Origin of the sequence: Nocardioides sp. Root190 (assembly GCF_001428565.1) — a bacterium.
Taxonomy (GTDB): domain Bacteria; phylum Actinomycetota; class Actinomycetes; order Propionibacteriales; family Nocardioidaceae; genus Nocardioides.
In genome coordinates, this window is the sequence record NZ_LMIA01000010.1 from 602026 (window position 1) to 628121 (window position 26096).

Genomic DNA, 26096 nt, shown 5'->3' on the forward strand with positions numbered 1-26096 from the left:
CTGTCACACCGGCTCCAGACTACCGATCTTCCAGCCACCATCGGCCGGGACCATCGTCACCTCGACCCGACTGCCGGCCACCGACGTGCCGTTGTCCCCGGCCGCCTCGGTGGTGGTGGTCTGCGTCAGGAAGAGGAGTACGACGACCTCGTCGCCGTCGCCGCGCACCACACCCGCTGCACCGACGACCGCACGGGTGCTGATCCCGCGCGCCTTCGCCTGGGGTGCCACGACGTCGTCGAGGATCCGGCCGTAGTCGGAGGTGAAGTCGCCCGTGGTCTGCGACCGGGCGCGACGCAGGTCCTCGTCGAGGGTCGCAGCGTCGTAGCTCAGCAGGTCGGGCACCCGCTTCTCGGCGGCCGCCAGCGCCTCCGTGCGGGCGTCGGCTCCCGCATCGGCACGCTGTGCCTGGACACCGCAGAACACCGCGATCGCCAACGCGGCAAGGACGGCGACACCCGCCATCACGGCAGTCCGACGACCCTTGTCGGGGGTGGGGTCTCCACTCATGACACGAACTCCAGTCCCGACACGAGCCACGCGTCATCGGTCTTCAGCAGGTCGACCTTGAGCCGGTAGTTGCGCGGTTCGGGCGCCTCGGTCTGCTTGTTGGTCACGGTGCCGACGGCGGCGACGATCACCGTCGCGCGGTCGCCATCGAGCCTGACCACACCGCTCGAGACCGCCTCGCCCGTGGCCTCCACCGCGTTGTCGGCCAATGCCTTCCGGAGACGGTCTGCCTGGGACTCGAGCTCCTTGCGGAAGTCGGCCGTGGCGCCGTCGAGCAGCCGCGCCATGTCGTCCTCGGAGGTCGACCCGCTGATGTCGATCAGTCCTTCCACCTCGGCCTGCGCAGCGGCGACCACGGCCTTCTCGTCCGCGCCCCGGTCACGCTGGTCGCGCCACGCGAGGCCTCGCTCGGCGGCGACCGCGAGCAGCGCCACGATGACGAGTCCGACGGCCGCGGCCCGCCAGGAGAGCCGGGCCCTCATCGGGTCCCCAGCGGGGCCAGGACGAGGATCTTCCAGAGCTCGTCAGGGTCGTCGTCGAGCGGGAGAGAGTCGTCGCCCCTGCCGACCGCGAGGTCGTAGGCGACCGTGCCATCGGTCTCCGGCCAGACACCGCCGCGGAAGCTGATCCCGCAGGAGGAGGGAAGCGGACCCCGGGTCGTCGAGTCCGGGCACGGCAGGTTGCGGGCACCACGGATGGCGGTCGGGTTGTCCGGCTCGAGGTCGCAGTGCGCCAGCCGATCGACCTCGCGGGTGGTCGTGACCCGCGGGCTGCGTCGCTGCTTCGCCGGCAGGTAGCCGGTCTGGCAGGTGGGCGGGTTGTTGAGCGCGGCACGGAGATCGAGCTGGACGTCGCCCTGGTCGGCGCGCGGGTTGACCGCCGACTGCAGCTTGGCGACGAGGGCCGGGTAGACGACCAGCGTCTGCTTGATCTGCGGCAGGTAGGTGGAGAGCACCTGGGCGTTGGTGGTCAGGTTGGCCAGCATCATCGGCAGCACCGGCTGCAGGTCGGTGACCAGGGCGGTGGCTGCGTCGAGTCCGTCCGGAGCCTTCTCCAGCAAGGCGTTCAGGTCGGCACTGCCGTCGCGCGCCAGCACCGCGGTCACGTCGTCGAGGGCCGCGGCGTAGGAGCGGGTGCGCGGTCCGAGGTCGGTCTGGGTCCTCAGCACCGGCTCGAGGGCGGAGATGAGCGAGGTGGTCGCCTCGATCTGTGACTGGGCCTCGGTGAGCAGGCTGCCGGCCGAGGTCACCAGCTCGTTGAGCTCGGGGCCGGAGCCACCGAGACCCTCGTCGATCTGCGCCAGCACGGCCTTGGTCTCCTCCTTGGGCACGGACTCCAGCAGTCGGTTCACCGAGTCGAGCACGGGCGTGATCTGGGGCATCTCGACAGCCCGGTCGCGCGGGATCGCGTCGCCGTCGGCCAGCACGTCACCCCCCGCGGATCCCTCGCCGGCCGGGTCGACCAGGTCGATGTACTGCTCACCGATGGCCGAGGTGCTGTGCAGCTCAGCGGAGACGCCGCCCGGGATGTCGGTGCCGTCGTCGATTCGCAGCGTGGCCAGGGCACCGTTGCCGGTGACCTCCAGGCCGGAGACGACGCCGACCTTGACGCCGCGGTAGGTGACCGCGGCACGGGGGTACAGGCCGCTGGCGTCCTCGAAGTCGACCGTGACGTCGTGGACGCCGACCCCGACCATCGCGGGCACCCGGGCGTAGTGGATGAACGCCAGGCCGAGCGAGACGATCGCCAGCACGGCGAAGATGCGCAGCTGGCGCTTGATCAACGGTGTGAGCAGCATCAGCACAGCCCCAGGATCTGCAGGAGGCAGCCGCGTGGCTGCTCGGTCGGTGTCGGTGGTGCCGGCTTGTCCGCGGGCTTCTCGCCCGGGTCGGGGGCGGGGCCCTCCTCGTCCGGTGTCTCGTCGGTGTCCTGCGGCGTGGGCGAGAGCGGGTCCTGCACCGGGTCGCCGGCCTGGAGGGCAGGGGCGAGGCCGCCGAGCCAGCTCGTGGTCAACGCCGACGCACTGAGGTCGATGGTCGCGAACAGGTTGGCGTAGTCGCCCTTGAGCGCGTTCGAGGACGTCATCACCGGGAACGGGATGGTGATCGCGATCTTGAGCGCGTCCGGCAGCGACTCGCTGACCCGGCCGAGGTTGGTGAGGATCGGCCCGAGCGAGTCGAGGTTGGCCAGGAGTGCCTTCTCGCTCGCGTTGACGACGCGTACGGCGCGGTCGCCGGCGCGACCGGTCGCGGTGACGGCCTTGACCAGCCGGGCGCGCTCGGTCTCCAGCACCTCGAGGCCCGGCGTGATGCGGTCGATCGCGGTCGCGATCGCCTTCTCGTCCGACCGCAGCCCCGCAGCCAGGCCGTTGATCGACTCGAGGGCCGCCACGATCTCGCCCCGGTTCGCGTCGAGCACCGCCAGCAGCTCGTTCGCATGGCGGATCAGGTTCCTGGTGTCGGGCACCTTGCCCCGCAGGGCGGTGGAGAGCTCACTTGTGATGGTGCTGATCTGCGAGAGACCGCCGTTGTTGAGCAGCAGTGCCACTGCGCCGAGGACCTGTTCGGTCGCGGGGTAGGTACCGGTCTGCTCGACACCGAGCACGTCGCCGTCGGCGAGGGCGGCCTGCACCGGCTGACCGGGCTGACCGGGCTGGCCGGCTGCCGGCGCGGACACCTCGACGTACTGCGCACCGAGCAGGGTCTTCTGACCGATCGAGAAGGTCACGTCCGCCGGCAGCTCGACGCTGTCCAGCAGGTGCAGCTTGACGACCGCTTCCCAGCCCTCGACGTCGATCTCGCCGACGGTCCCGATCACGACGTTGTCCTTCTGGACGGTCGAGTTGGGGACGAGGTTCTCGATCTGGTCGAAGTGCACCTCGACGGTGTAGCCGTCGCTGCCGACTGCCACCTGGCCCGGCAGGGTGTTGTCGTTGGGCTGGATGTCGCAGCCCGCTCCGAGGAGCGCAGCAGCGAGCAGGCCAGCGACCGCACCGCGGTGCTGCCAGCGTGATCGTGCGGTCACTGCGTGCCCCCCACCTTGTCGAGTCCGAGCAGGCCCAGGAGCGGCTGCAGCGCCTTGGTGCACTGCTCGCTGGTGCCACCCGCGCCGAGGATCGCGCCGCAGACGAGCTGGGCGACGTCGTCGAGCCCGCTGAGCGTGGCCCGCGCCGTGATCGCCTGGTCCTGGATGGTGTTGCTGAGGTCGACCACGGCGTGCGGGGCGACGTGCAGCACCCCGGCGAGCTCGTTGGAGCGGTCGGCCAGCGTCGCGGCGAGCGTGTTGAGGTCGGTCACCGACCCGGTGATCCGGCCGCGGTGCTTCTTCACGTAGGCCTCGACGGTCTCCAGCACCGTCGCCAGGTCGCGAATCGCGCCTCCGAGGTTGTTCCGGTTGGCCGCGAGCACCCCGCTGACCTCGTCGAGCTCGGTGGTGAAGCCACGCAGCGCACCGTCGTTGAGCGCGAGGTTGCGGGTGAAGGTGTTGAGGTTCTTGATGGTGCCGAACAGGTCGGACCGACCGTCGGACAGTGCGGTCGCAGCTCCCTGCAGCTCGGAGATCGCCTGCCGCAGGTCGGTCGAGTTGCCGTCGCGCAGGCCCTGCTCGATCGCGACGATCGCCTCGGCGAGCGGGCCGTCCTCCTTGCCGGCGTCCGGGCCGAGGGTGGTGGCCAGGTCGGTGAGCTGTTGCTTCACATCGTCGAAGGTCACCGGGACCGCGGTCTTCTCCAGGGCGATGGTGGCACCGTCCTCGAGCTCGTCACCGCCCGTCCAGACCGGCTCGAACTGGACGAAGCGCCCACTGACCAGGCTCGGCGACACGATGGCGGCGTGCGCCTCAGCGGGGATCGGCTGCCCGGACTCGACCTTCATCGTGACGCGGACGCCCTCGGGACGGTTCTCGATCGCGGTGATCTCGCCGACCTTGACGCCGAGCACCTTGACCTCGTCGCGGACGTTGAGCCCCTCTGCGCTGGTGAACCAGGCGTGCACCGTCGTACTGCTGGCGTCACGGTTCCAGGCGAACGCGCCCACCACCAGGGCGGCAGCGACGACGAGCGTCACCAGGCGGCGTCCGGTCAGCAGGCGCTTGAGGGCGGTCACGGGAGGACTCCGGAGATGATCGGGGCGAGGGTCGCCGGGGACGTGAGGTTCTGGATGTAGGCGTCGAACCACGGACCGCTCGAGATCGCCTCACCGAAGGCCGTCGCGTAGCCGCGCAGACCGGTGATGGTCGCCTGGAGGTTCTTCCGGTTCCGGTTCAGGAGGTCGACGACACCGTCGAGCTCGTCGAGCGCCGGGCCGAGGACGTCGTCGGTGTCCTTCAGGAGCACGCGGAGCGAGGAGGACAGGGTCCGGGCACTGGTGAGCAGGTCCACGACCACCTGCTGGCGGGCATCGAGCTCGGAGAGCAGCGAGCGTCCCGAGCCGAGCAGCGATGCGATCTGCTGGTCACGGCTGGCGAGCACCTCGGTGACGCCGTTGGCCCGCGCCACCAGGGAACGGAGCTCGTCGTCGTTGGAGGACACCGCCCGCGACAGCGACGTGATGCCCTCGAGCGCCGGGCCGAGGTCGGGGCTGCTCGCGTTGAGCGTCTTCGACGCCTGGTCCAGCGCCGCAGCCAGCTGGGCCTTGTCGATCTCGGCGGTGGTCTCGGTGAGCTCGTTGAGCGTGCTCGTCAGGTTGTACGGCGACGAGGTGCGCTCGACCGGAATGCTGTCGCCGGCCTCGAGGTCACCGGAGCCACGCGGCTCGAGCTCGACCGCGGCGCGGCCGAGGAGCGTGACCGTGATGATCCGCGCCTCGGTCCGGTCCCCGAGGCGCACGGAGTCGTCGGTGAGCACGATCTCGGCGACGACGTGGTCGCCGTCGATGCCGACGGTGCGGACCTTGCCGACCTGGGCACCGGAGATCATCACCGAGTCGCCGCCCTTGAGGCCGCCGGCCTCGGCGAACTGGACCTCGATCACGTCGTTGTTGCCGATCAGCGGCAGCTTGTTGATGTTCATCGCCGCCAGCACCACCAGCGCGATCACCAGCGTGCCGATGATCCCGCGGACCGCCATCCGGTCCGCACTCGTCTCCCGGCTCATCACTTGCACCTCGGGGTGTCGGAGTAGATCCACGGGGTGAGGATCGGCTGGTCGGCCGTGAGGCCGGTCTGGACCCGGACGCCACAGAGGAAGAAGTTGAAGAAGTTGCCGTACGACGCGGTGTTCTGGATCTTGTCGTAGTGCCCGGGGAACTTGCCGAGGACGGCGTCGAGCGTGCCCGAGCTCTTGTTCAGGCCGCGCGCGGTGACGGCGAGTCCTTCGAGGTCGGCCCGCAGGTCGCCCCGGGCACGCTGCACCAGCGTCGAGGTCCGGTCGGCGAATCCGCTGATCCGCTCGGCGGCATCGAGCACCTGCGTGTCCTGTCCGTCGAGGCCGGTGAGCAGCGCATCGAGCCGGTCCAGCAGCAACCCGACCGTCTCCTTTCGGTCCTCGACCGTCCCGAGGACGCTGTTGAGGTTGCGGATCACCTGCCCGATCAGCTCCTCGCGGTCACCGATGGTGGTGGTGAACGACGCGACGTGCTGGACCAGGGTCGCGACCGAGGACTGCTGGCCCTGGAGCACCTCGATCAGCTGGCCGGACAGCTCGTTGACCTGCGTCGGACTGAGGCCCGCGAACAACGGCTTGAAGCCGTTCAGCAGCGTGTCGAGGTCGAGCGCCGACGCGGTCTGGGTCACCGGGATCGTGGACCCGACGGCCATCACCGGACCGTCAGCGCTCGGGCTGTCCTCCTCGCCACGGCTGAGCTGGATCACCCGGTCACCGATCAGGTTGCGGTACTGCACCGTCGCGCGGGTGCCGGCGGTCAGCTCCTGGCCACGGCGTACGTCGAACCTCACCAGCACGGTGTTGTCGCCCTGGACGTCGATGTCCTTGACCTTGCCGACGTCGACGCCGGCGACGCGCACGTCGTCGCCGACCGCGAGGCCGGACACGTCCGCGAACACGGCCTTGTAGGCGTCGCGGTCGCCGGGCCGGACCTCGCCGGTCACCAGGCCCACCCAGACGGCGAACACGGCGGCGACCACCAGGAAGGCGCTGAACTTGATGAGGTCGCTGCGCTCGCGGCGCTTGACGGGACTCATCGACGAGGAGCGGCTCATCGGAGTTGCGTCCCTCCCTTGATCAGGCCGAGCAGGGTGTCGAGGACCGCCTGGTCGGGGGTGGGCTGCGGGCCGACGTACGGGTTCGCGCCGGTGCGGAAGTCGGGCTGCTCCTGCTCTGCCTCGGCCTGGGTGACGTAGGGGAGGCCGTAGCACTGGGGTCCGCGGTCGTCTCCGATCAGCGGGAGGTTCTCCTCGTAGGTGTAGGGATCGCGGCCCGGTACGAGCCGGGTGATCGTGGTGACACCCGGGTGCGTGCCGCCGACCGCTGCCTCGGCCAGCTCGTTGGCCGACGCGAGACCGAGGACGACGCAGGGCAGCTCGGGCGAGTAGCGCTCGAGGACGTCGGTGACCGGGCCGAGCAGCTCGAGGGTGGTCACCAGGTTGCGCTCGGAGGCGCGCAGCAGGGTGTCGGCGTGGTCGCTGAACCCGGTGAGGCTCCGCTCCAGCGCCCGCAACGAGGCCTGCTGGCGCACCAGGGTCTTCGAGACGACGCCGGCCTGGGTGAGGGTCGCGACCAGGTCGGGCCGGGCCACGTCGTACACGTCGGCCACGTCGTCGGCGACGCGCAGGTCGGCGCTGAGGGTGCGCAGCGAGGGGTTGAGGGAGACGAGGTAGGCGTCGGTCTGCGAGATCAGGTCGCCGATCAGCTCGCCGCGCTCGTCGAGCGCGCCGGCCACCGCGGTCAGCGCGGAGTTCACCTCGGCCGGGCGGGCGACGTCGAGCACCCGGGTCAGGTTCTCGAAGGCCTCGTCGACCTCGACCGTCACCTTGTCGGCCGGGATGACCGCACCTGCGGTGATCCGCGCGCCGTCGTCGGTGACCGGTGTGAGCTGGACGTACTTCGCGCCGAAGGCCGTCGGCGGCACGATCTGGGCCGTCACGTCGGCCGGCACCTTGGCGAACTCGTCGGAGTCGATGTCCAGCTCGATGGTGACGGAATCACCGTCGACGTCGATCTCGCCGACGGTCCCGATCTCGACACCGCGGAACTTGATCGGCGCGCCCGAGGCGAGGGTGAGCCCGGCCCGGTCCGACTCGACGCTCACCCGGACGGTGTCGTCGAAGACGCCCTGGTACTTCGCAATGGTGCCGGCGATCAGGCCGACGATGAGGAGCAGGAAGATGAACCCGTAGACGACCTGGCGGTCGATGCGGTGTGCGCTCGTGGTGGTCATGTCCCGCTCACCCCGCGATGTGGACCGATGGTCCACCCCAGACGGCGATGGCGAAGATCAGGTCGATGAACATCGTGCAGATCAGGGCCGAGCGCACGGCCTGACCGACCGCCTTGCCCACTCCCGCGGGACCTCCGGAGGCCCGGAAGCCGTGGTAGCAGCAGATCGACACGATGACGAGCGCCATCAGGATCACCTTGAGCATCGCCAGGAACAGGTCGCTGGGGACGAGGAAGGTCTCGAAGTAGTGCATGTAGGTGCCGGGCGACTGGTCGTAGCCGACCGTGACGACGAGGTACGTCGCCAGCCAGCACATCATCAAGGCGATCGCGAACAGGGGGATCACCGCGATCAGTCCGGCGATGATCCGGGTCGTCACGAGGAAGGGCACCGGGTGCACGGCCATCACCTCGAGCGCGTCGATCTCCTCGCTCACCCGCATCGCGCCGATCTGGGCGGTGAAGCCGGCGCCGACCGTCGCGGTGAGTGCGATTCCGGCGATGATCGGCGCGACCTCCCGGGTGTTGAAGTACGCCGAGAAGAAGCCCGACAGCGTCGAGACGCCGATGTTGTCGAAGGACGTGTAGGCCTGCAGGCCGACCTCGATGCCGGAGGCGGCGGTGAGGAACCCGATCACCAGCACCGTCCCGCCGATCAGCGCCAGTGCTCCCGTGCCGAGGGACACCTCGGCGAGCAGCCGGACGACCTCCTTCGGGTAGTGGCGCAGCACCCGCGGCATGTGGGAGTAGGCGTTGCCGTGGAAGGCGAGCTGGTCGCCGAGGTTGCGCAGCGCGGTGGTCGGCCTGGCGAGGTGACGGCTCACCTGGGCCCGGTCCATGGCCATGTCAGGCTCCCAACTTGATCTGGAGGAACAGGGCACTGATCACGCTGTTGGCGGCGAAGAGCAGCATGAACGCGAAGACGACCGTCTGGTTGACGGCTTCGCCGACTCCCTTGGGTCCGCCCTTCGCGTTGAGCCCGAGGTAGCAGGCCGTCAGCCCGGCGAGCAGGCCGAAGACGGCGGCCTTCGCCTGCGAGGCGAGGAAGTCCGGCAGCCCGACGAGGAGCGTGAGGTCGGAGAGGTAGAGGCCCGGTGTGGCCCCCTGGAGGACCACCGAGAAGAAGTAGCCGCCGACCAGACCGACCACGGTCACCATGCCGTTCAGCGCGACACCGACCAGGGTCGAGGCGACGACGCGCGGCACGACCAGTCGTTCGATGGGATCGATGCCGAGGGTCACCATGGCGTCGATCTCCTCGCGGATCTTGCGGGACCCGAGGTCGGCGCAGATCGCGGTCGCCCCCGCGCCGGCGACGACCAGCACGCTCACGATCGGACCGATCTCGCGGACCACCGCGACCGCCGCACCCGCACCGGCGAGGTCGACCGCGCCGATCTGGATGAGCAGCTGGTTGACCTGGAAGATGATCACGACGCAGAACGGGATCGACACCAGGAGCGCCGGCCCGAAGGACACGGTCGTGATGAACCACGCCTGCGAGACGAACTCCGAGAACCGGAACCGCGTCGTGAACATGGTCCGGAAGACCTTGCCGGCGAACGTGTAGAACGCACCGAAGGTCGACAGCGCCGTGAACGGCACCGATGCACGCATCGCGTCGCGGGCCATCTGGCGCGACTCCGGGGACATGCCGGAAGGACCCGGGCCCTTCGGCGTTGCCGTGGGCCGCTCGGGGGCGAGGGTCATGCGGTGGCTTCCTTCAGGGCCGGGCTCGGCGCGCTCTCCACGACGTACAACGGAAGACGCAGCGCCGCCGGCGCGCTCGGGGGTACGACGGGTCGCACCGGTGCGACCGGGGACAGGCGGACGTAGGCCGCACCGGGCTCCGGACGGTGGTCCTGCTCGCCGCGGTTGGGCCACAGCGACGCTGCCCGCTCCGCCTGGGCGGTGATTGTCAGGCTCGGGTTGACACCGAGGTTGGCCGAGATCGCGGCCCCGTCGACGACGTGGAGCCCCGGGTGGCCGTGCACCCGGTGGTAGGGATCGATGACGCCCGCGGTGGCGGAGTCGCCGATCGGGCAACCGCCCAGGAAGTGCGCGGTCATCGGGATGTTGAAGATCTCCCCGGCGGTGCTGAACGAGCCGCCGTCGATCTTGTCGCTGATCCGCCGCACGACCTCGTTGCCGACCGGGACCCAGGTGGGGTTCGGCTCGCCGTGGCCCTGCTTCGAGGTGAGTCGGGCGCGGCGGCCTGGCTTGCCCTTCTTGGGGAACACCGTGATCGAGTTGTCGCTGGTCTGCATCACGAGCGCGATGATCGTGCGCTCCGGCCAGCTCCCGAGCCCGGCGTAGACGGACAGCAGACGCGCGGGGTGGCGGACCGCCTGACCGAGCCAGCGCAGCCACCGCGGCACGCGTCCGCCACCGTCGGTCATCAGCGTGAGCAGCAGGCCCATCAGGCCTGATCCCTTGCCGTAGCGGACCGGCTCGATGTGCGTCACCGGGTCGGGGTGGATCGAGGAGGTGATCGCGACGCCGTGGTGGAAGTCGTGCTTGCCCTTGTTGCGCATCTTCGTGCTGGACGCACACAGCGCCTCGGAGTTGGTCCGGGTCAGCTCGCCGAGCCGCTCCGAGAGCTCAGGCAGGTCGCCAGAGCGCTTCATCGCGTGCATCAGCTCCTGGGTCCCCCACGTGCCGGCGGCCATCACCACCTGACCGGCCGTGATCACCCGCCCGCCACGGGCCGAGCGACCCGAGCGGTGGGTCGTGACGTCGTACCCTCCGTCGGTGCGGGGGCTGATCGCGGCCACCGTGGTGCGTTCGCGGACCTCGGCACCGGCCTTCTCGGCGAGGTAGAGGTAGTTCTTGAGCAGGGTGTTCTTGGCGTTGTGGCGACACCCCGTCATGCACTCGCCGCACTCGAGACAGCCGCGACGCTCGGGCCCGACACCGCCGAAGTACGGATCGGGGACGGCACTGCCGGGCTGCTTGGCGCCGTCCGCACCGAAGCAGACACCGATCGGCGTCGGGTGGTAGGTGTGCGCGATGCCCATGTCCTCGGCAACGGCCAGCATGACCTCGTCCGACGGCGTGACGGTCGGGTTCTCGACCACGCCGAGCATCCGCTTGGCCTGGTCGTAGTACGGCGCCAGCTCGGCCTTCCAGTCGGTGATGTGCGCCCACTGGGGGTCCTCGAAGAACGCGTCGGAGGCCGGCTCATAGAGCGTGTTCGCGTAGACGAGCGAGCCGCCGCCGACGCCCGCACCGGCCAGCACGACGACGTCGCGGAGCAGCCGGATCCGCTGGATGCCGAAGCAGCCCAGCCGGGGAGCGAAGAGGAACTTGCGCACGTCCCACGAGGTCTTCGCGAAGTCCTCGTCCTCGAACCGGCGACCGGCCTCGACGACGCAGACGCGGTAGCCCTTCTCGGTCAGGCGCAGCGCCGTCACCGAACCGCCGAAGCCCGAGCCGACCACGACCACGTCGTAGTCGTGCTCGACGTCGCTGTCGCCGGTGCGCATCTCCCTGCCCATGAGAGTGCTCCTGCCAAGGAGTCCGGGCAGCGTCCGCCTGCTCGGACGCCACATCCGGTGAAGGACCCATCTCATCGGGTGACGGCAGTCACCTTCTCGTGGCTGCGGTCCAAAGATCCCGGGGCTGGTTGTCGTCCTGCACAAAGGGACGGTCCCGGGGCCGGGTGTGGCTACGGTGAACCCGTGACGACCGATCCCGTGCCGACCGGACTCGAGCCCTGGCTGCTCGCCTATGTCGCCGAGCAGGCGCAGCCCGGATCGGTCGACGCCTGGGTGGACCGGGTCACCGAGGCCATCCTCGACCAGATGCCGGACATGCGGGCCGTCGACGGCATCGACGGCCTGCTGCGGACCACCGTCGGCGAGCACTGGGTGGCCTTCCTCGCGGACTTCGCCCAGCCCGCGCAGCACTTCCACCTGGTGGAGGCGGCCGCCCGCCTCTCCGGTCTGCTCGCCGACCTGCAGATCCCGCTCGAGCGCCTGATCCAGTTCTACCGGGTCGCTCAGCAGGAGGTGTGGGACTACGTCAGCGAGGTGATCCGGGCGTTGCCGTCCGGGGACCTCGACCGGGCCGACCTGCTGTTGTACTTCTGGAGCCGGGCCGGTGTCTGGCTGGACAGGTCGATCACCGCCTCGATCGACATCTACCAGGCTGCGCGCACCAAGGTGCTCGCCGGCGCCGCCGCACAGCGGTACGAATCGGTCCGCGCCATCCTCGCGGGCGAGCTCGCCGATGCCCGCGAGGCGTCAGCGGCACTCGGCGGCTACCCGATCTCGGTCCACCACACGGCGCTCGTGCTCTCCGTCGACGACGCCGAACGGGCCGGCTCCCTCGAGGCCATCGCGGCCGATCTCGTCCGAGCCGTCGGCGCCACCAACCCGCTCGTGGTCAAGCCGGGAGGCCGCCAGCTCTGGGTGTGGTTCGGCACCCGCGACGCACCCGACACCTCAGCCTTGGCCGACGGCACCAGCCGGGACGGGGTCGCGGTCGGGGTCGGCACCGCCAGTCTCGGCGTGGCCGGCTTCGTCGCCAGCCACCGCGAGGCGCAGGGTGCGCTGCGGGTGGCCGCCCCCGGCACCCCGGGCTGGCTCACGTCGTACGACGCCGTGGAGCTGCCCGTGCTGCTGGGCTGCTCACCCGAGGTGGACCGGTTCATGGCCCGTCAGCTCGGGCCCCTGGTGGGTGAGGGCGAGGCGATGCAACGCATCCGCGAGACCCTCGCGGCGTTCCTCAGCAGCGGCGGGAGCGCCGAGGAGGCCTCCCGGATGCTGGTCGTTCACCGCAACACGATCCGCTACCGGCTGGGTCAGGCCGAGGAGCTGCTCGGCCGCCCGATCGCCAAGATCAGCGGGGAATTGTCGGTCGCCCTGCACCACCACGAGCTGTTCCACTGAGGCCGCCGCGCTGAGGGACGAAGGCGCGGAGCAAGGCCGAAGGTCGAGGAGTGCCGGCGAGCTGGCGCCGGAACCCGGTGGCGGGGTTGTGGGATCCCGGCCGGCGGCCTCGAGACGGTCGCTGCGCGACCTCCTCGACCAACGGGGCGTTCAGCCCCGTCGGGCTCAGGCGCCGACCTTGCTGGTGCGCCGCGGCTCGACGGCCGTGAAGTCGATCTTCTCGCGCACGCCGCAGTCGGGGCAGCACCAGTCGTCCGGGATGTCCTTCCAGGCGGTCCCTGCCGCGAAGCCCTCGAGCTCGTTGCCCTCAGCGACCTCGTAGGTGTACTCGCACCCGGGGCACTGGGCGGCCAGGACCTCGGCCGCGAACTCGTGCGCACTGGCGTCGGCGCGCAGCGCGGCCTCCTGCGCGAGGAGCTCGGCCGGCACGGGGTACTTCCGCAGCAGCTTCTCCCTCTTCGCCGGCTGCAGGTTGGCCAGGCGCAGGTCGCCGTCGTAGTGGGCGACGACCCGCTTGTCCATCAGCGCCCGGAAGAGCGGCGGGAACATCGCGACCACGATCATCCCGGTGTAGCCGGTCGGCAGCACCGGAGCGTCCTTGAAGTCACGCAGGGTCTGGTAGCGACGGGTCGGGTTCGCGTGGTGGTCGCTGTGGCGCTGCAGGTGGTAGAGCAGCACGTTGGTCGCGATGTTGTTCGAGTTCCACGAGTGCGCCGGGGAGACCCGCTCGTAGCGCATCTTGCCGGGCGTTCCGACCTTCTGGCGCACCATGCCGTAGTGCTCCATGTAGTTGACGACCTCCAGCAGGGAGAAGCCGACGATCGCCTGGAGGACGAGGTACGGCAACAGGCCGAGCGGGTTGACGTCGTACGCCAGACCGAGCCACAGCATCAGGCCACCCCACAGGGCGACGGTCATCAGCCAGGCGTTGAGGACGTCGTTGCCGAGGTGGAACGGGTGGGTGCCCTTGCGCTGGTAGCGCTTGGCCTCGAGCTCCCACGAGCTCGTCAGCGAACCCAGCACCGTGCGCGGCCAGAACCGGTAGACGCTCTCGCCCATCCGGGAGCTCGCGGGGTCCTCCGGAGTGGCCACCCGGACGTGGTGGCCGCGGTTGTGCTCGATGTAGAAGTGGCCGTAGAAGGTCTGCGCCAGTGCGATCTTCGAGGCCCAGCGCTCCACCGACTCCCGCTTGTGGCCCAGCTCGTGGGCAGTGTTGATCGCGACGCCACCGACGACGCCGACGGACACGGCCAGGCCGACCTTGGCGAGCACCGACATGTCCGTGGTCGCGAGGTACCAGATCGCCGCGACGAACCCGCCGTACTGCACCGGCAGGTAGAGGTAGGTCACCCAGCGGTAGTACTTGTCGTTCTCCAGCGCGTCGATGACGTCGTCGGGCGGGTTGGTGCTGTCGTAGCCGGCGACCAGGTCGAGGAGCGGGATGAGCCCGAAGAACACCACCGGCGTCAGCCAGAAGAACAGCGCCTGGTCGGTCGCCTCGAACAACGTGATGCCGACGATCGGCGTGAGCGGGACGACGAGCCCGAGGACCCACAGGTAGCGCTTCTTGTCGCGCCACGGAACGGTCGTGCCGTCGGCTCCTCGTGTTGCGTACCTGGCCATCGTGCCTCCTCGGGTGGTGCGACGACGTCGTCGCTGACTACTCCTCCAGAGTGGCTCCGCGGCCGGGCGGGGGTCTCGGGCGAGGTGCACAAGGCGGACGGTGGGCATTGTCAGCCTGCACAAACCCCCGTTGGTCGAGGAGGCCGCCCGCGGCCGTCTCGAGACCTCTGGCCGTGCTACCGGGACCTGCCCGTGGGCTGCGGTCGGTCGGTGATTCCGTTCCGAAAGGGGCAGCGACGAGGAGGTACGGCGGAGGGCGGGTTGCGCTGTCGTGGCCCGTTGGTCGAGGAGGCCGCCCGCGGCCGTCTCGAGACCTGGTGACCCGGTGCCGGAACCAGCCACTCCCCATCCACAACGGGCCCTGGGGCGGGCGCTTTCCACAGCCCTGTTCGTTGGTGCCCCTTTCAGTCGGACCNGGTGACCCGGTGCCGGAACCAGCCACTCCCCATCCACAACGGGCCCTGGGGCGGGCGCTTTCCACAGCCCTGTTCGTTGGTGCCCCTTTCAGTCGGACCCCTCTGGTCCAATACTCGTATGAACACGCGGGTGCTCGAGCACATGTCCAGGACCGAGGTCCTGGACTACGCCGAGTCCGAGCACGCCCACCGCTTGCAGGCCGAGCGCAACCTCGTGGCGGCCGCGTACCAGTGGGCTCTGTTGCACCACCCCGACAGGTCGGCGTCGGTGTCGAAACGAGCCCGCGACCGCTCAATGCCGGCAGGCGCGGTCGGGACACCGCTGATCACCGAGTACGCCGCCTCAGCGTTCGCAGCCCGGATCCAGACCTCTCCGTACGGGGCGAAGAAGCTGATCGCGGACGCCGTCGACATCCACCACCGCCTCCCCAGGCTGGCTGCGGGGTTGAAGGCAGGGACCACCCGTGCCGGGCACTCCCGCCGCGTCGCCGAGGCGACCCGGGAACTCACCGAGTCCCAAGCAGCGTGGGTCGACGCCGAGGTCCACGAGATCGCCGACGGCAGGCTCGCGTGGATGCGGTTCCTCGCGGTCCTGGACGGCAAGGTCGCCGCCGCGTCCCCCGAGCTCGCACAGACCAAAGAGCGTGCCGCGGCGTTGGAGCGTGGGATCCGGATGACCCGAATCAACAAGCACGGTGTCGCGACCCTCACCATCCGCGACCACATCACGACCCTGATGGCCACCGACATCGCCATCACCGCAGTCGCCAAGTCGTTGGAAGACACGATGCCCGAGGTTGATCTGCGTGACCGCAAGCTCGCCGCGTTCGCGATGCTCACCAACCCCGAAGCCCACCTCGACCTCGCAGTCGGACCCATCAAGCCCAAGGTCAGGATCGACCTGCACCTGACACCCGACTCCGAGATTGCCCGCATGGAGGACCACGGACCCGTCACCATCGCCTGGGCGAGGCAGATGATCGCCCACGTCGCCGGGCAGGTCACCGTCCTTCCGGTGGTCAACCTCGCCAACCAGGCACCCGTGGATGCCTACGAGATCCCCAACGCGATGCGACAAGCAGTCCACCTGATCCACGGCGGCGACATCTTCCCCTACGCACCGAACACCGGCCGCCGGGTCGACCTCGACCACAACATCCCCTACTCCGAAGGCGGGAAGACCGAAGCCGGGAACCTCGGACCGATGACACGGACCCACCACCGGATCAAGACCCATGCCGGGTGGGAGTGTCGACAACCCTTCCCCGGGATCATCCTCTGGCGAGATCCCCACGGGGCCCACTACCTGGTCGATGGTGGGAGTGTCGACAACCCTTCCCCGGGATCATCCTCTGGCGAGATCCCCACGGGGCCCACTACCTGGTCGATGCGACCGGAACCCGCAAGCTCACGAAACCCCGCGAGCGGCCACGACCACGCCCCGACATCTACTTCAACACCGAGCTCACCCTCGACGACGCCGCCTGACACGTCCGCCTGTCACCGCGCCGACTGAGAGGATCCTCGCGTGCGCCTCCTTCTCTCCGTTCTCGTCGCAACTGTCAGCGCGATCACCTCCGCTTGCACGACGACGAGCGACGACAGCGGTCTCGAGACCGATCCCCTGGTGCGCCCCGAGCGGTTCACCATCGCGCCCGACGACTACCACGTGCCCTACGCCGGGACTGCCGAGGACGGCCGCAAGTTCTTCCTGAGCGACGAGCTCTTCGGGGAGGACCCCACGACCGGTGACATCGTCGGATTCGTGGGTCTGTACCTGTGGAACGCGGACGGCACCTTCGCCGAGGTCCGCGTCGACACGGTCGGAAGGGCCGAGGGGTTGCCGCCGGGGCAGGCGTCCAGCGCCGGCGCCGACGACCTGGTCGAGCGACGCCTCGGCGAGCTCGGCGACTACGAGATCGAACCGATCGTCGTGGAGCCGTTCACGACGACCGTGGACGGAGTGATCTTCGGGTGGAAGGTCGACAGCTACGACGACGGCACCTACTGGATCGGCATCCTGCCCGGTGACTTCATCGCCTACTACGCGCCTTGGGACGGCTTGGAGTACGACACCTGATGGGCATCCTCTCGATGAGCACCACCGCGCCAGGTCGTCGCTAGACGGGACCTTCGGCTGACGGCGCCGCGCCATCCAGTGGATCCGCCGGCAGGTCCTCCGGCTTCACCTGGTCCATCGGCACCCACTGGTGCGCGCCACCCATGAACGTGTGCACGAAGCCGCACCGCACGCAGATCACCCCATCGGCGGACTTGTTGAGCCAGTCGAGGTCGAAGAAGGACATGCCGGTCGTGTTCATCTTGATCTCGCGCTGGGCGAAGACGTTGCCCTCGCAGACGTGGCAGGACAGGAACCGCTGCGCGGGGAGGATGTAGACGTGCACAGGCCTAGCCCAGCAACCGCAGCAGCGTCATGAGGACCGGGAACAGGAAAGCCGCGAGCAGCACCCACGCGACGACCCGGTGGCCGAGCTTGGAGCTGTCCAGCGCACCGGCGAACTGCAGCATGGCGCCGTCGGGGACGTTGGGGCTCAGGCCCATCCGGCGGGCGTCGCCGGGCATGGCGGGATCGTGCTCCCAGGGCACCTCGCCGGGGGCGGCCTCGTCGGCCTCCCCGTCCTCCCACCGGTCGCGATCGTTCACGCCACGATGCTACGCCGGCTACTGCCAGCTCGGGGCCGGGACGACGCGACCGCGCCAGCGGCCGGCCAGCCCGGCGCCGATGAGCAGCGCCGCGACGAGCGGGAAGAGCACCGGAGGGCTGGAGAACCAGAAGTGGGACGAGGGCAGGTCGCGGGAGAACTTCGCGAAGCTCGCGAAGTCGGCCATGAACCACACCATCGGGACGACACCCCAGACCAGGCCGGCCAGGATCGGCCCGAGGCCGGAGAGCCGGGCCGACAGGGCGACCGTCATCAGGATCGCCGCACCCAGGAACATCAGCAGGATCTCGCCCACGGCGCCCGTCTGGTCGAAGTTCACGATCCGCTCGCGGAGGTACTCCCCCGAGCCGTAGTCGAAGACGAGCACCCCCACCGGAGCAGCGACGAGCGCGAACAGGACGCCCATGACGTGCCGCCCGATCATCGACTTGCGCACCACACGACCGCCGTCCGGGGCGGGCTGTCCCGACTGGCCGAACTGCCCGATCTGACCCGACTGGTCGTGCTGGTTCGACTGGTCGTACCTCGCGGCCTCGTCGGACCGGGTGGGCGGCGGAGGCGGGGAGTACGGCGATCCGAAGTCGGTCATGGACGGATTCTGCCCTTCCCCGGACCCCGCCGAAACCCTCAGTTGATCGTCGTGAGCAGCTGCGTCGCCCGGGTGAGGACGACGTACAACGTGGCCCGTCCGGTCACCGACTCGTCCTCGATCTCCTGGGGACGCACCACAACGATCCCGTCGAACTCGAGGCCCTTGGTGTCCAGGCCGGTCAGCACCACGACGCGGTCCTCGCCTGAGGGGGCGACCGCGGAGTCGACGGCCGCGCGGGCGCCGGCGGCGTCCGCAGCGAGCTCGGGCCACGACGCGAGCCAGGCGTTCACCTCGGAGCGCCGGGCGACGGGGACCACGATGCCGACGGTGCCGGACACGCGCCCGGCGAGGTCGAGCACGGCCTCACGGGTGGCGGACTCGAGGTCGGCGCCGGAGGCGAGGACGATCTCGCGCGGCTCCTCCCCGGTGCGGCGGACCGCTTCGGGCAGGTCGGCGCCGAGGCCCACCCGCTCGGCGTACGACGCGGCGTGGGCGTAGATCTCCGCGGAGTTGCGGTAGTTCGTCGACAGGTGGAACTCGTGGAGCTGCTTGCGCTCCAGGGCAGCCGCCCGCGCGGCAGCGGACTCCGCCGGGATCGGCCACGAGGACTGGGCCAGGTCGCCGACGATGGTCCACGACGCCGTACGACCACGGCGCCCGACCATGCGCCACTGCATCGGGGTCAGGTCCTGCGCCTCGTCGATGAGGATGTGGGCGTAGCCGTCGTCCTCGATGCTGTGGGTGGGCGGCGTCCAGCCCCGGCCGGTGGCGTACTCGCGGTCGGAGCTGGTCAGCAGCTCCTGGATGTCGACCCCGCCCTCGATCAGCGTCATCGGGTCGTCACGGTCGTCGTCGGCCTTCTGCGGCAGGTCGCCCAGGGCGTAGCGCAGCTCGTCGAGCAGGGGGACGTCCTCGATGGAGATCTGGCCGCTGATCGGACGGTTCGGGTCGAGCCCGGCCCACGACTTCACGACCAGGCGCTGCTCCTCGCCGGACAGCACACCGTCGGCGATCCGCGCGACGAGCTCGGGGTCGCGCAACCAGCACAGGACGGCGGAGGCGTCGAGCGGCGGCCACCAGCCCAGCGCGAAGTCGAGGAAGTCCTGACGCGAGAGCATCTCGTCGTTGAACTTCTCCCGGCCCTGCTCACGACCGCGCTCCCCCCGCACCTGGCGCCACAGGGCGTCGAGCAGGGCGTTGGAGACCCGCGGGAGCTGCTTGTTGCGCACCCCCTGGGACATCAGCTGGCGACGGATCTGTCCGAGTCGGCCGCGGTCGAGCAGCAGCCGGTCGTCACGGTAGAAGACGCGGTACTCCGTCGGGCTGCCCGGCACCTGCTGGCGCGCGAGCCGGCGCATGACCTCGGCCATCCGCTCCGAGCCCTTGACGTCGGCGACGGCCGGCTCGTCGTGGCGGGCGGTGCGGACATCGTTGACGACCTCGCCGAGGCTGCGGAGCGCGACCGCGGTCTCGCCGAGGGACGGCAGCACCCGCTCGATGTAGCGCATGAAGACGCCCGAGGGACCCACGACGAGGACGCCGCCGCGCTCGTAGCGCTGGCGCTCGTTGTAGAGGAGGTACGCCGCGCGGTGCAGCGCGACGACCGTCTTGCCCGTCCCGGGGCCGCCGGAGATGCTCACGACGCCCTTGGAGGGCGCGCGGATCGCCTTGTCCTGCTCGGCCTGGATGGTGGCGACGATCGAGTGCATCGAGCGGTCGCGGGCACGTGAGAGCTGCGCCATCAGCGCGCCCTCGCCGACGATCGGCAGGTCGCGGCCCTCGGCCTCGGCGGTCGCGAGCGCCTCGGCGTCGAGCAGCTCGTCCTCGACACCGATGACGGCAAGGGCCGTGCTGCGCAGCACCCGACGGCGGATCACGGACTGCGGCTCGGCCGCGGTCGCCTGGTAGAACACGGCTGCAGCCGGGGCCCGCCAGTCGATCAGCAGCGAGTCGCGGTCGTCGTCGCGCAGACCGATCCGGCCGACGTACCGCGGCTCGGAGTCGACGCTGGCGGCCATGTCGAGGCGCCCGAAGACGAGACCCTCGTGGGCCGCGTCCAGCTGCGCGATCCGCTTCGCCGCCTGGAACACCATCGCGTCGCGCTCGACCAAGCCGCCCTCGTGCCCGAGGTGCGCCCGCGAATGACCTTCCTTCGCCAGCTGCTGGGCGGCTTCACCCGCCACCTCCAGCTGTCGATAGACCCGGTCGACGAAGGCCTGTTCTGCCGCGACCTCGCGCTCCACCAGCTCGTCCACCACCGTGTGCGCCCCTGCCATCCCCTGTTGTCCTGACACCGCCCGGCACGATCTCGAAGTCCGAGCGGCAAGCAATCAAGCCTACAGGTCCGGGGAGTGCTTCAATGGTGAGAGTCGACGCACAAGCCAGGGGGGGCAGATGAGTACGACGCCAGTTTCATCGACGCGCAAACCGAACCGCCGAGGAGTGGCGGCCCGGGAGCAGCTGCTGTCCACAGCGTTGCGCCTGTTGAGCGACGGACGGCCAGAGGCCGTCTCCATCAACCTCGTGGCCAAGGAAGCCGGGCTCAGCTGGGGTTCGGTGCAGAACCTCTTCGGCGACTCCGACGGGTTCTGGTCGGCCGTCGTCGACCTGATGGTCGAGGCCGGCCCCGGCATGTGGGCCGAGCCGACGAGCGACACCGTCGCGGGACGGATCACCGAGCTGGTCACCCTCTACCGCGGCGTGCTGGAGTCCCCGCACGGCGTGGCCGTCGAGACCATCAGGTCCGGCCTGCCGCGCCCGCGCACCGTCCTGGCCGAGACGCACCCGAACACTGCGGCCTCGCTGGCGCACCTCGACACCCTGTGGGAGAAGGGTTTCAAGAAGTTCTTCGAGGGTCTCGAGCAGGAGCACGACGCCAAGCGGGCCCATGACGTCTCCGAGCTGCTGCCCAGCGCCATGCGCGGACTGCGCCTGGACCAGGTCTTCGGGACGACGATCGACGTCGACCGCGCGCACCGGACCCTGGTGATCGCGCTGACGGCGTACCTCGAGGGCTAGTTCGCGGGCTGGTCGGAGGGCTGTCCCGTCAGCGCCCGGACGGGATCGATCACCTCGGCGCCGTAGCGGGCGACGCCGGCGAGCTTCTCCTCCAGCGTGGCGTCGGGCCCGCAGTAGTACATCCACGGCATCGTCATGCACATCGTGACGCCGCCGAGCCGGGCGCGCTCGAAGTCCTCGGGACGGAAGGCGTCGGTGAGGGCCGGGACGACGTCGAAGGGCGCCTCGGGGTCGCGGCCGGCCTCGATCCGCATCGTGCGCAGCCGTGCGGCGATGTCGATCGCCTCGTCGACCGTGGCCATGTCGCCGACCCAGCCGTCGTTGCGGGCGGCCCTGCGCATCGCGACGTCGGACAGTCCGCCGACCCAGACCGGGATCGGGCCCGGCGGCTCGGGCTTCATCACGAGTCGCTCGCAGCTGTAGAACTCGCCGGCGAACTCGGTCCAGCCCGGCGACCACAGCGCCCGCATCAGGTCCAGGCCCTCGTCGGTACGACGACCCCGGGTCCCGAAGTCCGCCTCCAGCAGCTCGAACTCGTCGCGGCACCAGCCCACGCCCACGCCCAGCGAGACCCGGCCACCGGCCAGGGCGGCCGCCGTACCGATGGCCTTCGCGACGACGAACGGATTGCGCATCGCCGCGACGTAGATGGAGGTGAAGAACTCCAGGCGCGTGGTCACCTGCGCGAGCGCGCCCACCGTCACCCACGGGTCGGGCCAGTCGACGTCGGGCTCCCAGCGGCGCTCACCGTTCGAGGTGTAGGGGTACGGCGTCGTGACGGTCTCCAGGTCGACGACGTGGTCGGCGACGCTGAGGGCCCGGAAGCCGGCCTCCTCGGCAGCACGCGCGAGCGGGACCAGCTGGTCGATCGGCTGGTAGGCAGTCACCATCGCAAAGTCCACGCCCGCACCCTAGTCAAGAAATAGAACACGTTCTAGGGTCGCGACGTGTTCCCCCACCTGCTCGCACCCGGCCGGATCGGCTCGATGCAGCTGCGCAACCGGATCGTCATGTCCCCGATGGAGACGATGTACGGCACGCCGGAGGGTCACCCGTCGGAGCGCACCGTCGCGCACTTCGCGACACGATCGGTCGGCGGCGCCGGACTGATCACGGTCGGTGCGACCGGGATCGATCCGCAGCACCCCGAGACCCCGGGAGGGCTGCAGATCGGTGAGGACGCGGCCGTCGCGGCCCACCGGCGCCTGGTGGAGGCCGTGCACGCCGGGGGCGCGAGGATCCAGCCGCAGATCGTGCACGCCGGGCCGGACGGACTGGGCCCGGAGATCTTCGGGGTGACCTCGCTCGGCCCGTCGGTGATCGGGTCCTACCTGACCGGCCGCCCCTCCGCGGAGGTCACCAAGGAGCAGATCCGCGAGATCCTCGACCTCTACCGGGCTGCGGTGGTCCGCGTCCGCGAGGCGGGGTACGACGGCCTGGAGCTCCACGCGGCGCACGGCTACATGTTCCTCGGCTCCTTCCTGGCGCCCCAGCGCAACCGGCGCGGCGACCGCTACCGCGGGTCGTCGCTCGAGGGCCGGATCCGCGTCGTGCTCGAGGCGCTCGGCGCGATCCGCTCCGAGGTCGGCCCGGACTTCCCGGTCACGCTGCGGATCTCGGGCCACGAACGGGTCGCGGGCGGGCGGCCGATCCACGACACGGCGGCGATGGCACCGCTCCTGGTCGAGGCCGGGGTGGACGCGTTCCACGTCAGCGGCGGGGTGATCGACCGCCTGGTCACCGGGATGGTGAACGGGGCCGACGACGGCGACGGGCTCAACCTCGGCGCCGCGGCGGCGGTGCGCCAGGCGGTCGACGTCCCGGTGATCGCCGTCGGGCGGCTGCACGACCCGGCCCTGGCCGAGCGGGCGCTGGCCGACGGACGGGCCGACTTCGTCGCGATGGGCCGGCCGTTGCTCGCCGACCCCGACCTCCCGCGGAAGCTGGCCGGCTGGGGTGGCGGTGCCGTCCGCGTGCGGCACTGCATCTCGTGCGAGAACTGCATCGACACGCTCGAGGAGAAGCTCGCGACCGAGTGCGCCGTCAACCCGCTCACCGGGCACGAGCTGGACCGGACCTCGCGCACCGGCACGGCCCGTCGGGTGGTCGTGGTGGGCGGTGGCCCCGCCGGGCTCGAGACCGCGGTCCGCGCCGACGCTGCCGGCCACGAGGTGGTCCTGCTCGAGGCGACCGACCGGCTCGGCGGCGCCCTGCACGACGCCTGCGCGGTGCACTCCGAGAACCAGCCCTACCTGGACTGGCTCCTCGGCGAGATCGCCGCCTCGGGCGTCGACGTCCACCTCGGCGTCCCCGGCACTCCCGCGACCGTCGCCGGGTTCGCCCCTGACCTGGTCGTGGTCGCGACCGGCGGGCGCGTCGACGTACCCGTGCTCGACGGGGACCACCTGCCCCACGTCGTCCGCGGTATCGACCCCGCACACCTGCCCGAGGGCCGACGGATCGTCGTCGTCGGCGCCCGGATGGCCGCGGTCGAGTGGTGCGAGACCCTCGCCCGCGCCGGGCGCATGGTCGCGCTGCTCTGCCCCGGCGCCGAGATCGCGCCGGAGTTCGGCCCGAAGCGACGCACCGAGCACATGGACCGGCTCGACCGGCTCGGCGTCACGGTGCACGCCTCGTGCACCGTGGAGTCCCTCACCGCGACCGGTGTCACCTGGACCCCTGCGCACGGCACTCGCCGGGAGCTCCCGGCCGACGCCGTCGTCCTGGCGGGCGACGTCGTGGCGAGCACCGAGGTCGCGGACCAGCTGTCAGCCGGGCTGCCCGGAGTCGAGACACGGATCGTCGGCGACGCCGCCGGGATCGCCCTCATCCGCGGCGCGACGGCCGACGCGGCCGAGCTCGTCGCGGGCCTCTGAGCGAGTCCCTGGGTCAGGCCTTCTTGCGGCTCAGGAACGCCGTCATCGCCTCCCGCGCCTCGTCGGACCCGAACAGCCGCGCGCTGAGCTCCACGAGCTCCTCGCCCTTGGTGTCGATCCGCTCCAGCAGGTCCGCCGAGAGCAGCTTCTTGGTCTCGCGCAGCCCCTGGGCGGCACCGGTGGCGAGCTGACCGACGAGCTCGTCGACCTTCGCGTCCAGCTCCTCGGCCGGGACGGCGATCGTGGCCAGGCCGTAGTCGGCCGCCTGGACGCCGTTGAACACCTCGCCGCCGAGCGCGGTGAGCGCCAGCCCGCGCGGCGTGAGGCGCGGGAAGACGGTCAACGAGATGACGGCCGGCGTGAGGCCGAGCTTGACCTCGGTCAGGGCGAACGTCGCGTCCTCGGCGACCACGACGACGTCGGCCGCCGCGACGATCCCGATCCCGCCCGCGCGCGCCGCACCCACGACGACCACGACGACCGGCTTGGTGGACGCGACGATCTGCCGCTGCACACCGACGATGGCGCGGGCACCCTCCTGCATCGGCACGGTCGCCGCCTCGGACAGGTCGGCGCCCGAGCAGAACACCCGGCCCGAGGACACGAGCTTCACGACGCGGACGTCGTCGTCCGCCTCGACGCGCTCGAGTCGGTCGACCAGCTCGGTCACGAGCTGGCGGGAGAGGGCGTTGCGGTTGTGCGGCGAGTCCAGGGTGATCGTCGCGACGCCGTCCGCGACGTCGAGGTGGACGAGCTCGGCCGGTGCGTCAGTCATGATCGCCATCCTGCCCGGTCCGTTTCCACAGGCCTTCGGAGGCCGCGTTCCGAGACACGTCGTTTGGTCACAGACCGCACGTTTCCCGGACGAGATGTTGCGGTTTGGTCCCAAACCGCAGCACTTTCTCAGTCCGTGTGAATCGGCTGCTTGGGCAGCTTCTTGACCCGGGTCCGCTTGCGCCGCGCCGGAATCATCGACCGCATCTCCTCCAGCTTGCCGAAGCACAGCAGCCGGTCCTCGGCCTCCAGGACGTGCCGGGGGAAGGGGTTGGGGATGACGGTGGTGCCGCGGTGCAGGGTGAGCACGGTGATGTCCTTGTCGCGCAACCCCGACTCGCCGAGGGTCTTGCCCACGAGGTCGGCGTCACCGTGGACGACGAGCTCGGCGACGCCGTACCCGGTCGAGACGCTGAGCCGCTCACGCACGTCGATCTGCGGGAAGGCGACCTGGTTGTCGATGTAGTCGATGATCGCACCGGCGACGTCGAGCTTGGTGGCCTGCTCGATGCCCTCCAGGCCGGGCGAGGAGTTCACCTCCATCACCAGCGGACCGGAGTCGGCCTCGAGCATGTCGACACCGGCGACCTTGAGGCCCATGATCTGGGCGGCGCGTACGGCGATCTGCTCGGCCTCGGGGTCCAGGTCGACCCGTTCGACGCTGCCGCCGCGGTGCACGTTGGAGCGGAACTCGTCGCCCTGGGCGACGCGGCGCATCGCGGCGACCACCCGGTCCCCGACGACGAGGGCGCGGATGTCGCGGCCGCGGCTCTCGGCCACGAAGCGCTGGATCAGCACCTGCTGCTTGGTGCTCTGCAGGGTCTCGATGATCGCCTCGGCCACCTTGATGTCGGGCGCCAGGATGACCCCGATGCCCTGGGTGCCCTCGAGCAGCTTGATGACCACGGGCGCGCCGCCGACCCGCTCGATCGCGGGAATCACGTCGGCGCGGTCACGCACGAAGGTGGTCGCGGGCATGCCGATGTTGTGGCGCGACAGGATCTGCGAGGCGCGGAGCTTGTCACGGGAGTTCGAGATCCCGTTGGCGGTGTTGGGCGTGTAGACGTCCATCTGCTCGAACTGGCGCACCACGGCGGTGCCGAAGTACGTGATCGAGTTGCCGATCCGCGGCAGCACCGCGTCGTAGTCGGACAGCTGCTTGCCGCGGAACTGCAGGTCGGGGAGGTCCCCGGACAGGTCGATCGAGAAGCGCAAGGTGTTCAGCACCTTCACCTGGTGGCCCCTGTCGAGTGCCGCCGTGCGAAGGCGCTGCGTGCTGTAGGACCGCGGAGCGCGGGAGAGGATCGCGAGCTTCATACCTGACCTGGGTTGCCGAAGTTGGTGTGCCTGATTGGATGTCAGTCGTGCCCAGCTCTCA

The 26096-nt window shown here is 70.3% G+C and carries 24 protein-coding genes and 1 pseudogene; 5 read left to right on the forward strand and 20 right to left on the reverse strand.

Going from position 1 to position 26096, the window contains the following annotated elements; translation table 11 throughout:
* Positions 1–3 precede the first annotated feature (3 nt).
* The 11 genes from ASE01_RS15695 to ASE01_RS15745 form a co-directional block, all read right to left on the reverse strand.
* Positions 4–510: a hypothetical protein gene (locus ASE01_RS15695; RefSeq protein WP_157537384.1), complete on the reverse strand. Its 507-nt coding sequence runs from the start codon at positions 508–510 to the stop codon at positions 4–6.
* Complete coding sequence (locus tag ASE01_RS15700) at positions 507–992, reverse strand: nuclear transport factor 2 family protein (RefSeq protein ID WP_056753954.1); 486 nt, start codon at positions 990–992, stop codon at positions 507–509. The genes ASE01_RS15695 and ASE01_RS15700 overlap by 4 nt, the downstream gene beginning before the upstream one ends.
* On the reverse strand, positions 989–2308 hold the full coding sequence (locus ASE01_RS15705; protein ID WP_157537386.1) for an MCE family protein: 1320 nt from the start codon (positions 2306–2308) through the stop codon (positions 989–991). The genes ASE01_RS15700 and ASE01_RS15705 overlap by 4 nt, the downstream gene beginning before the upstream one ends.
* Positions 2308–3534, reverse strand: coding sequence for an MCE family protein (locus ASE01_RS15710; RefSeq protein WP_056753960.1), 1227 nt, complete (start codon positions 3532–3534; stop codon positions 2308–2310). The genes ASE01_RS15705 and ASE01_RS15710 overlap by 1 nt, the downstream gene beginning before the upstream one ends.
* Positions 3531–4613 (reverse strand): MCE family protein, encoded by a 1083-nt coding sequence (locus ASE01_RS15715; RefSeq protein ID WP_056753963.1) that lies wholly within the window; start codon positions 4611–4613, stop codon positions 3531–3533. The genes ASE01_RS15710 and ASE01_RS15715 overlap by 4 nt, the downstream gene beginning before the upstream one ends.
* The gene (locus tag ASE01_RS15720; RefSeq protein ID WP_056753964.1) at positions 4610–5602 is read right to left on the reverse strand and encodes an MCE family protein; all 993 of its coding nucleotides are present in this window, start codon (positions 5600–5602) and stop codon (positions 4610–4612) included. The genes ASE01_RS15715 and ASE01_RS15720 overlap by 4 nt, the downstream gene beginning before the upstream one ends.
* Entirely contained in the window at positions 5602–6666 is a 1065-nt protein-coding gene (locus tag ASE01_RS15725) for an MCE family protein (protein WP_082606096.1), read from the reverse strand. Before ASE01_RS15725 ends, ASE01_RS15720 begins: the two co-directional genes overlap by 1 nt.
* Entirely contained in the window at positions 6663–7844 is a 1182-nt protein-coding gene (locus tag ASE01_RS15730) for an MCE family protein (RefSeq protein ID WP_056753970.1), read from the reverse strand. The genes ASE01_RS15725 and ASE01_RS15730 overlap by 4 nt, the downstream gene beginning before the upstream one ends.
* 7 nt (positions 7845–7851) lie before the next feature.
* Positions 7852–8682, reverse strand: coding sequence for an MlaE family ABC transporter permease (locus ASE01_RS15735; RefSeq protein WP_414858534.1), 831 nt, complete (start codon positions 8680–8682; stop codon positions 7852–7854).
* 7 nt (positions 8683–8689) lie between these two features.
* Entirely contained in the window at positions 8690–9460 is a 771-nt protein-coding gene (locus tag ASE01_RS15740) for an ABC transporter permease (RefSeq protein WP_321164138.1), read from the reverse strand.
* A gap of 89 nt (positions 9461–9549) precedes the next feature.
* Complete coding sequence (locus ASE01_RS15745) at positions 9550–11340, reverse strand: GMC family oxidoreductase (RefSeq protein WP_056753976.1); 1791 nt, start codon at positions 11338–11340, stop codon at positions 9550–9552.
* A 183-nt stretch (positions 11341–11523) separates the two neighbouring features.
* Here ASE01_RS15745 and ASE01_RS15750 point away from each other — a divergent pair, with 183 nt between their 5' ends.
* Complete coding sequence (locus tag ASE01_RS15750) at positions 11524–12735, forward strand: PucR family transcriptional regulator (RefSeq protein WP_056753979.1); 1212 nt, start codon at positions 11524–11526, stop codon at positions 12733–12735.
* 165 nt (positions 12736–12900) lie between these two features.
* Here the strand turns inward: ASE01_RS15750 and ASE01_RS25505 are convergent, their stop codons facing one another.
* Positions 12901–14358, reverse strand: coding sequence for a fatty acid desaturase (locus ASE01_RS25505; RefSeq protein ID WP_056753982.1), 1458 nt, complete (start codon positions 14356–14358; stop codon positions 12901–12903).
* A 534-nt stretch (positions 14359–14892) separates the two neighbouring features.
* Here ASE01_RS25505 and ASE01_RS15760 point away from each other — a divergent pair.
* On the forward strand, positions 14893–16290 hold the full coding sequence (locus ASE01_RS15760; RefSeq protein ID WP_056753984.1) for an HNH endonuclease signature motif containing protein: 1398 nt from the start codon (positions 14893–14895) through the stop codon (positions 16288–16290).
* A 12-nt stretch (positions 16291–16302) separates the two neighbouring features.
* A complete protein-coding gene (locus tag ASE01_RS15765; RefSeq protein ID WP_056753987.1) occupies positions 16303–16854 on the forward strand; it encodes a hypothetical protein in 552 nt (183 codons plus the stop codon).
* Positions 16855–16894: 40 nt separating this feature from the next.
* Here ASE01_RS15765 and ASE01_RS15770 read toward each other — a convergent pair whose 3' ends face one another.
* From ASE01_RS15770 to ASE01_RS15785, 4 genes are read right to left on the reverse strand one after another with little or no spacing between them, the layout of a single operon-like run.
* The gene (locus tag ASE01_RS15770) at positions 16895–17179 is read right to left on the reverse strand and encodes a hypothetical protein (RefSeq protein WP_056753991.1); all 285 of its coding nucleotides are present in this window, start codon (positions 17177–17179) and stop codon (positions 16895–16897) included.
* Positions 17180–17183: 4 nt separating this feature from the next.
* Entirely contained in the window at positions 17184–17438 is a 255-nt protein-coding gene (locus ASE01_RS15775) for a hypothetical protein (RefSeq protein WP_056753994.1), read from the reverse strand.
* Positions 17439–17456: 18 nt separating this feature from the next.
* Positions 17457–18047, reverse strand: coding sequence for a hypothetical protein (locus ASE01_RS15780; protein ID WP_056753997.1), 591 nt, complete (start codon positions 18045–18047; stop codon positions 17457–17459).
* Positions 18048–18085: 38 nt separating this feature from the next.
* Positions 18086–20326, reverse strand: coding sequence for a HelD family protein (locus tag ASE01_RS15785; RefSeq protein ID WP_235536044.1), 2241 nt, complete (start codon positions 20324–20326; stop codon positions 18086–18088).
* Between the two features lie 208 nt (positions 20327–20534).
* Here ASE01_RS15785 and ASE01_RS15790 point away from each other — a divergent pair, with 208 nt between their 5' ends.
* A complete protein-coding gene (locus ASE01_RS15790) occupies positions 20535–21068 on the forward strand; it encodes a TetR/AcrR family transcriptional regulator (RefSeq protein ID WP_157537388.1) in 534 nt (177 codons plus the stop codon).
* On the opposite strand, the gene ASE01_RS15795 is transcribed toward ASE01_RS15790, so the two are convergent.
* Complete coding sequence (locus ASE01_RS15795; protein WP_056754003.1) at positions 21065–21970, reverse strand: TIGR03619 family F420-dependent LLM class oxidoreductase; 906 nt, start codon at positions 21968–21970, stop codon at positions 21065–21067. The two genes, ASE01_RS15790 and ASE01_RS15795, sit on opposite strands and share 4 nt — an antisense overlap.
* Before the next feature lie 45 nt (positions 21971–22015).
* On the opposite strand from ASE01_RS15795, the gene ASE01_RS15800 reads away from it, so the two are divergent.
* Positions 22016–23944 carry an FAD-dependent oxidoreductase gene (locus ASE01_RS15800; protein ID WP_200958864.1) on the forward strand — a complete coding sequence of 643 codons (1929 nt, stop codon included), beginning with the start codon at positions 22016–22018 and terminating at the stop codon, positions 23942–23944.
* Positions 23945–23957: 13 nt separating this feature from the next.
* Here the strand turns inward: ASE01_RS15800 and ASE01_RS15805 are convergent, their stop codons facing one another.
* From ASE01_RS15805 to ASE01_RS15810, 3 genes and pseudogenes are all read right to left on the reverse strand, one after another.
* Positions 23958–24719: an enoyl-CoA hydratase-related protein gene (locus tag ASE01_RS15805; protein WP_235536045.1), complete on the reverse strand. Its 762-nt coding sequence runs from the start codon at positions 24717–24719 to the stop codon at positions 23958–23960.
* Between the two features lie 128 nt (positions 24720–24847).
* Positions 24848–25147, reverse strand: a complete 300-nt coding sequence (locus ASE01_RS25580; protein ID WP_414858535.1) for a cation:proton antiporter regulatory subunit — start codon at positions 25145–25147, stop codon at positions 24848–24850.
* Positions 25148–25174: 27 nt separating this feature from the next.
* A pseudogene (locus ASE01_RS15810) lies at positions 25175–26035 on the reverse strand (ATP-grasp domain-containing protein); the annotation flags it as partial.
* Between the last annotated feature and the right edge of the window lie 61 nt (positions 26036–26096).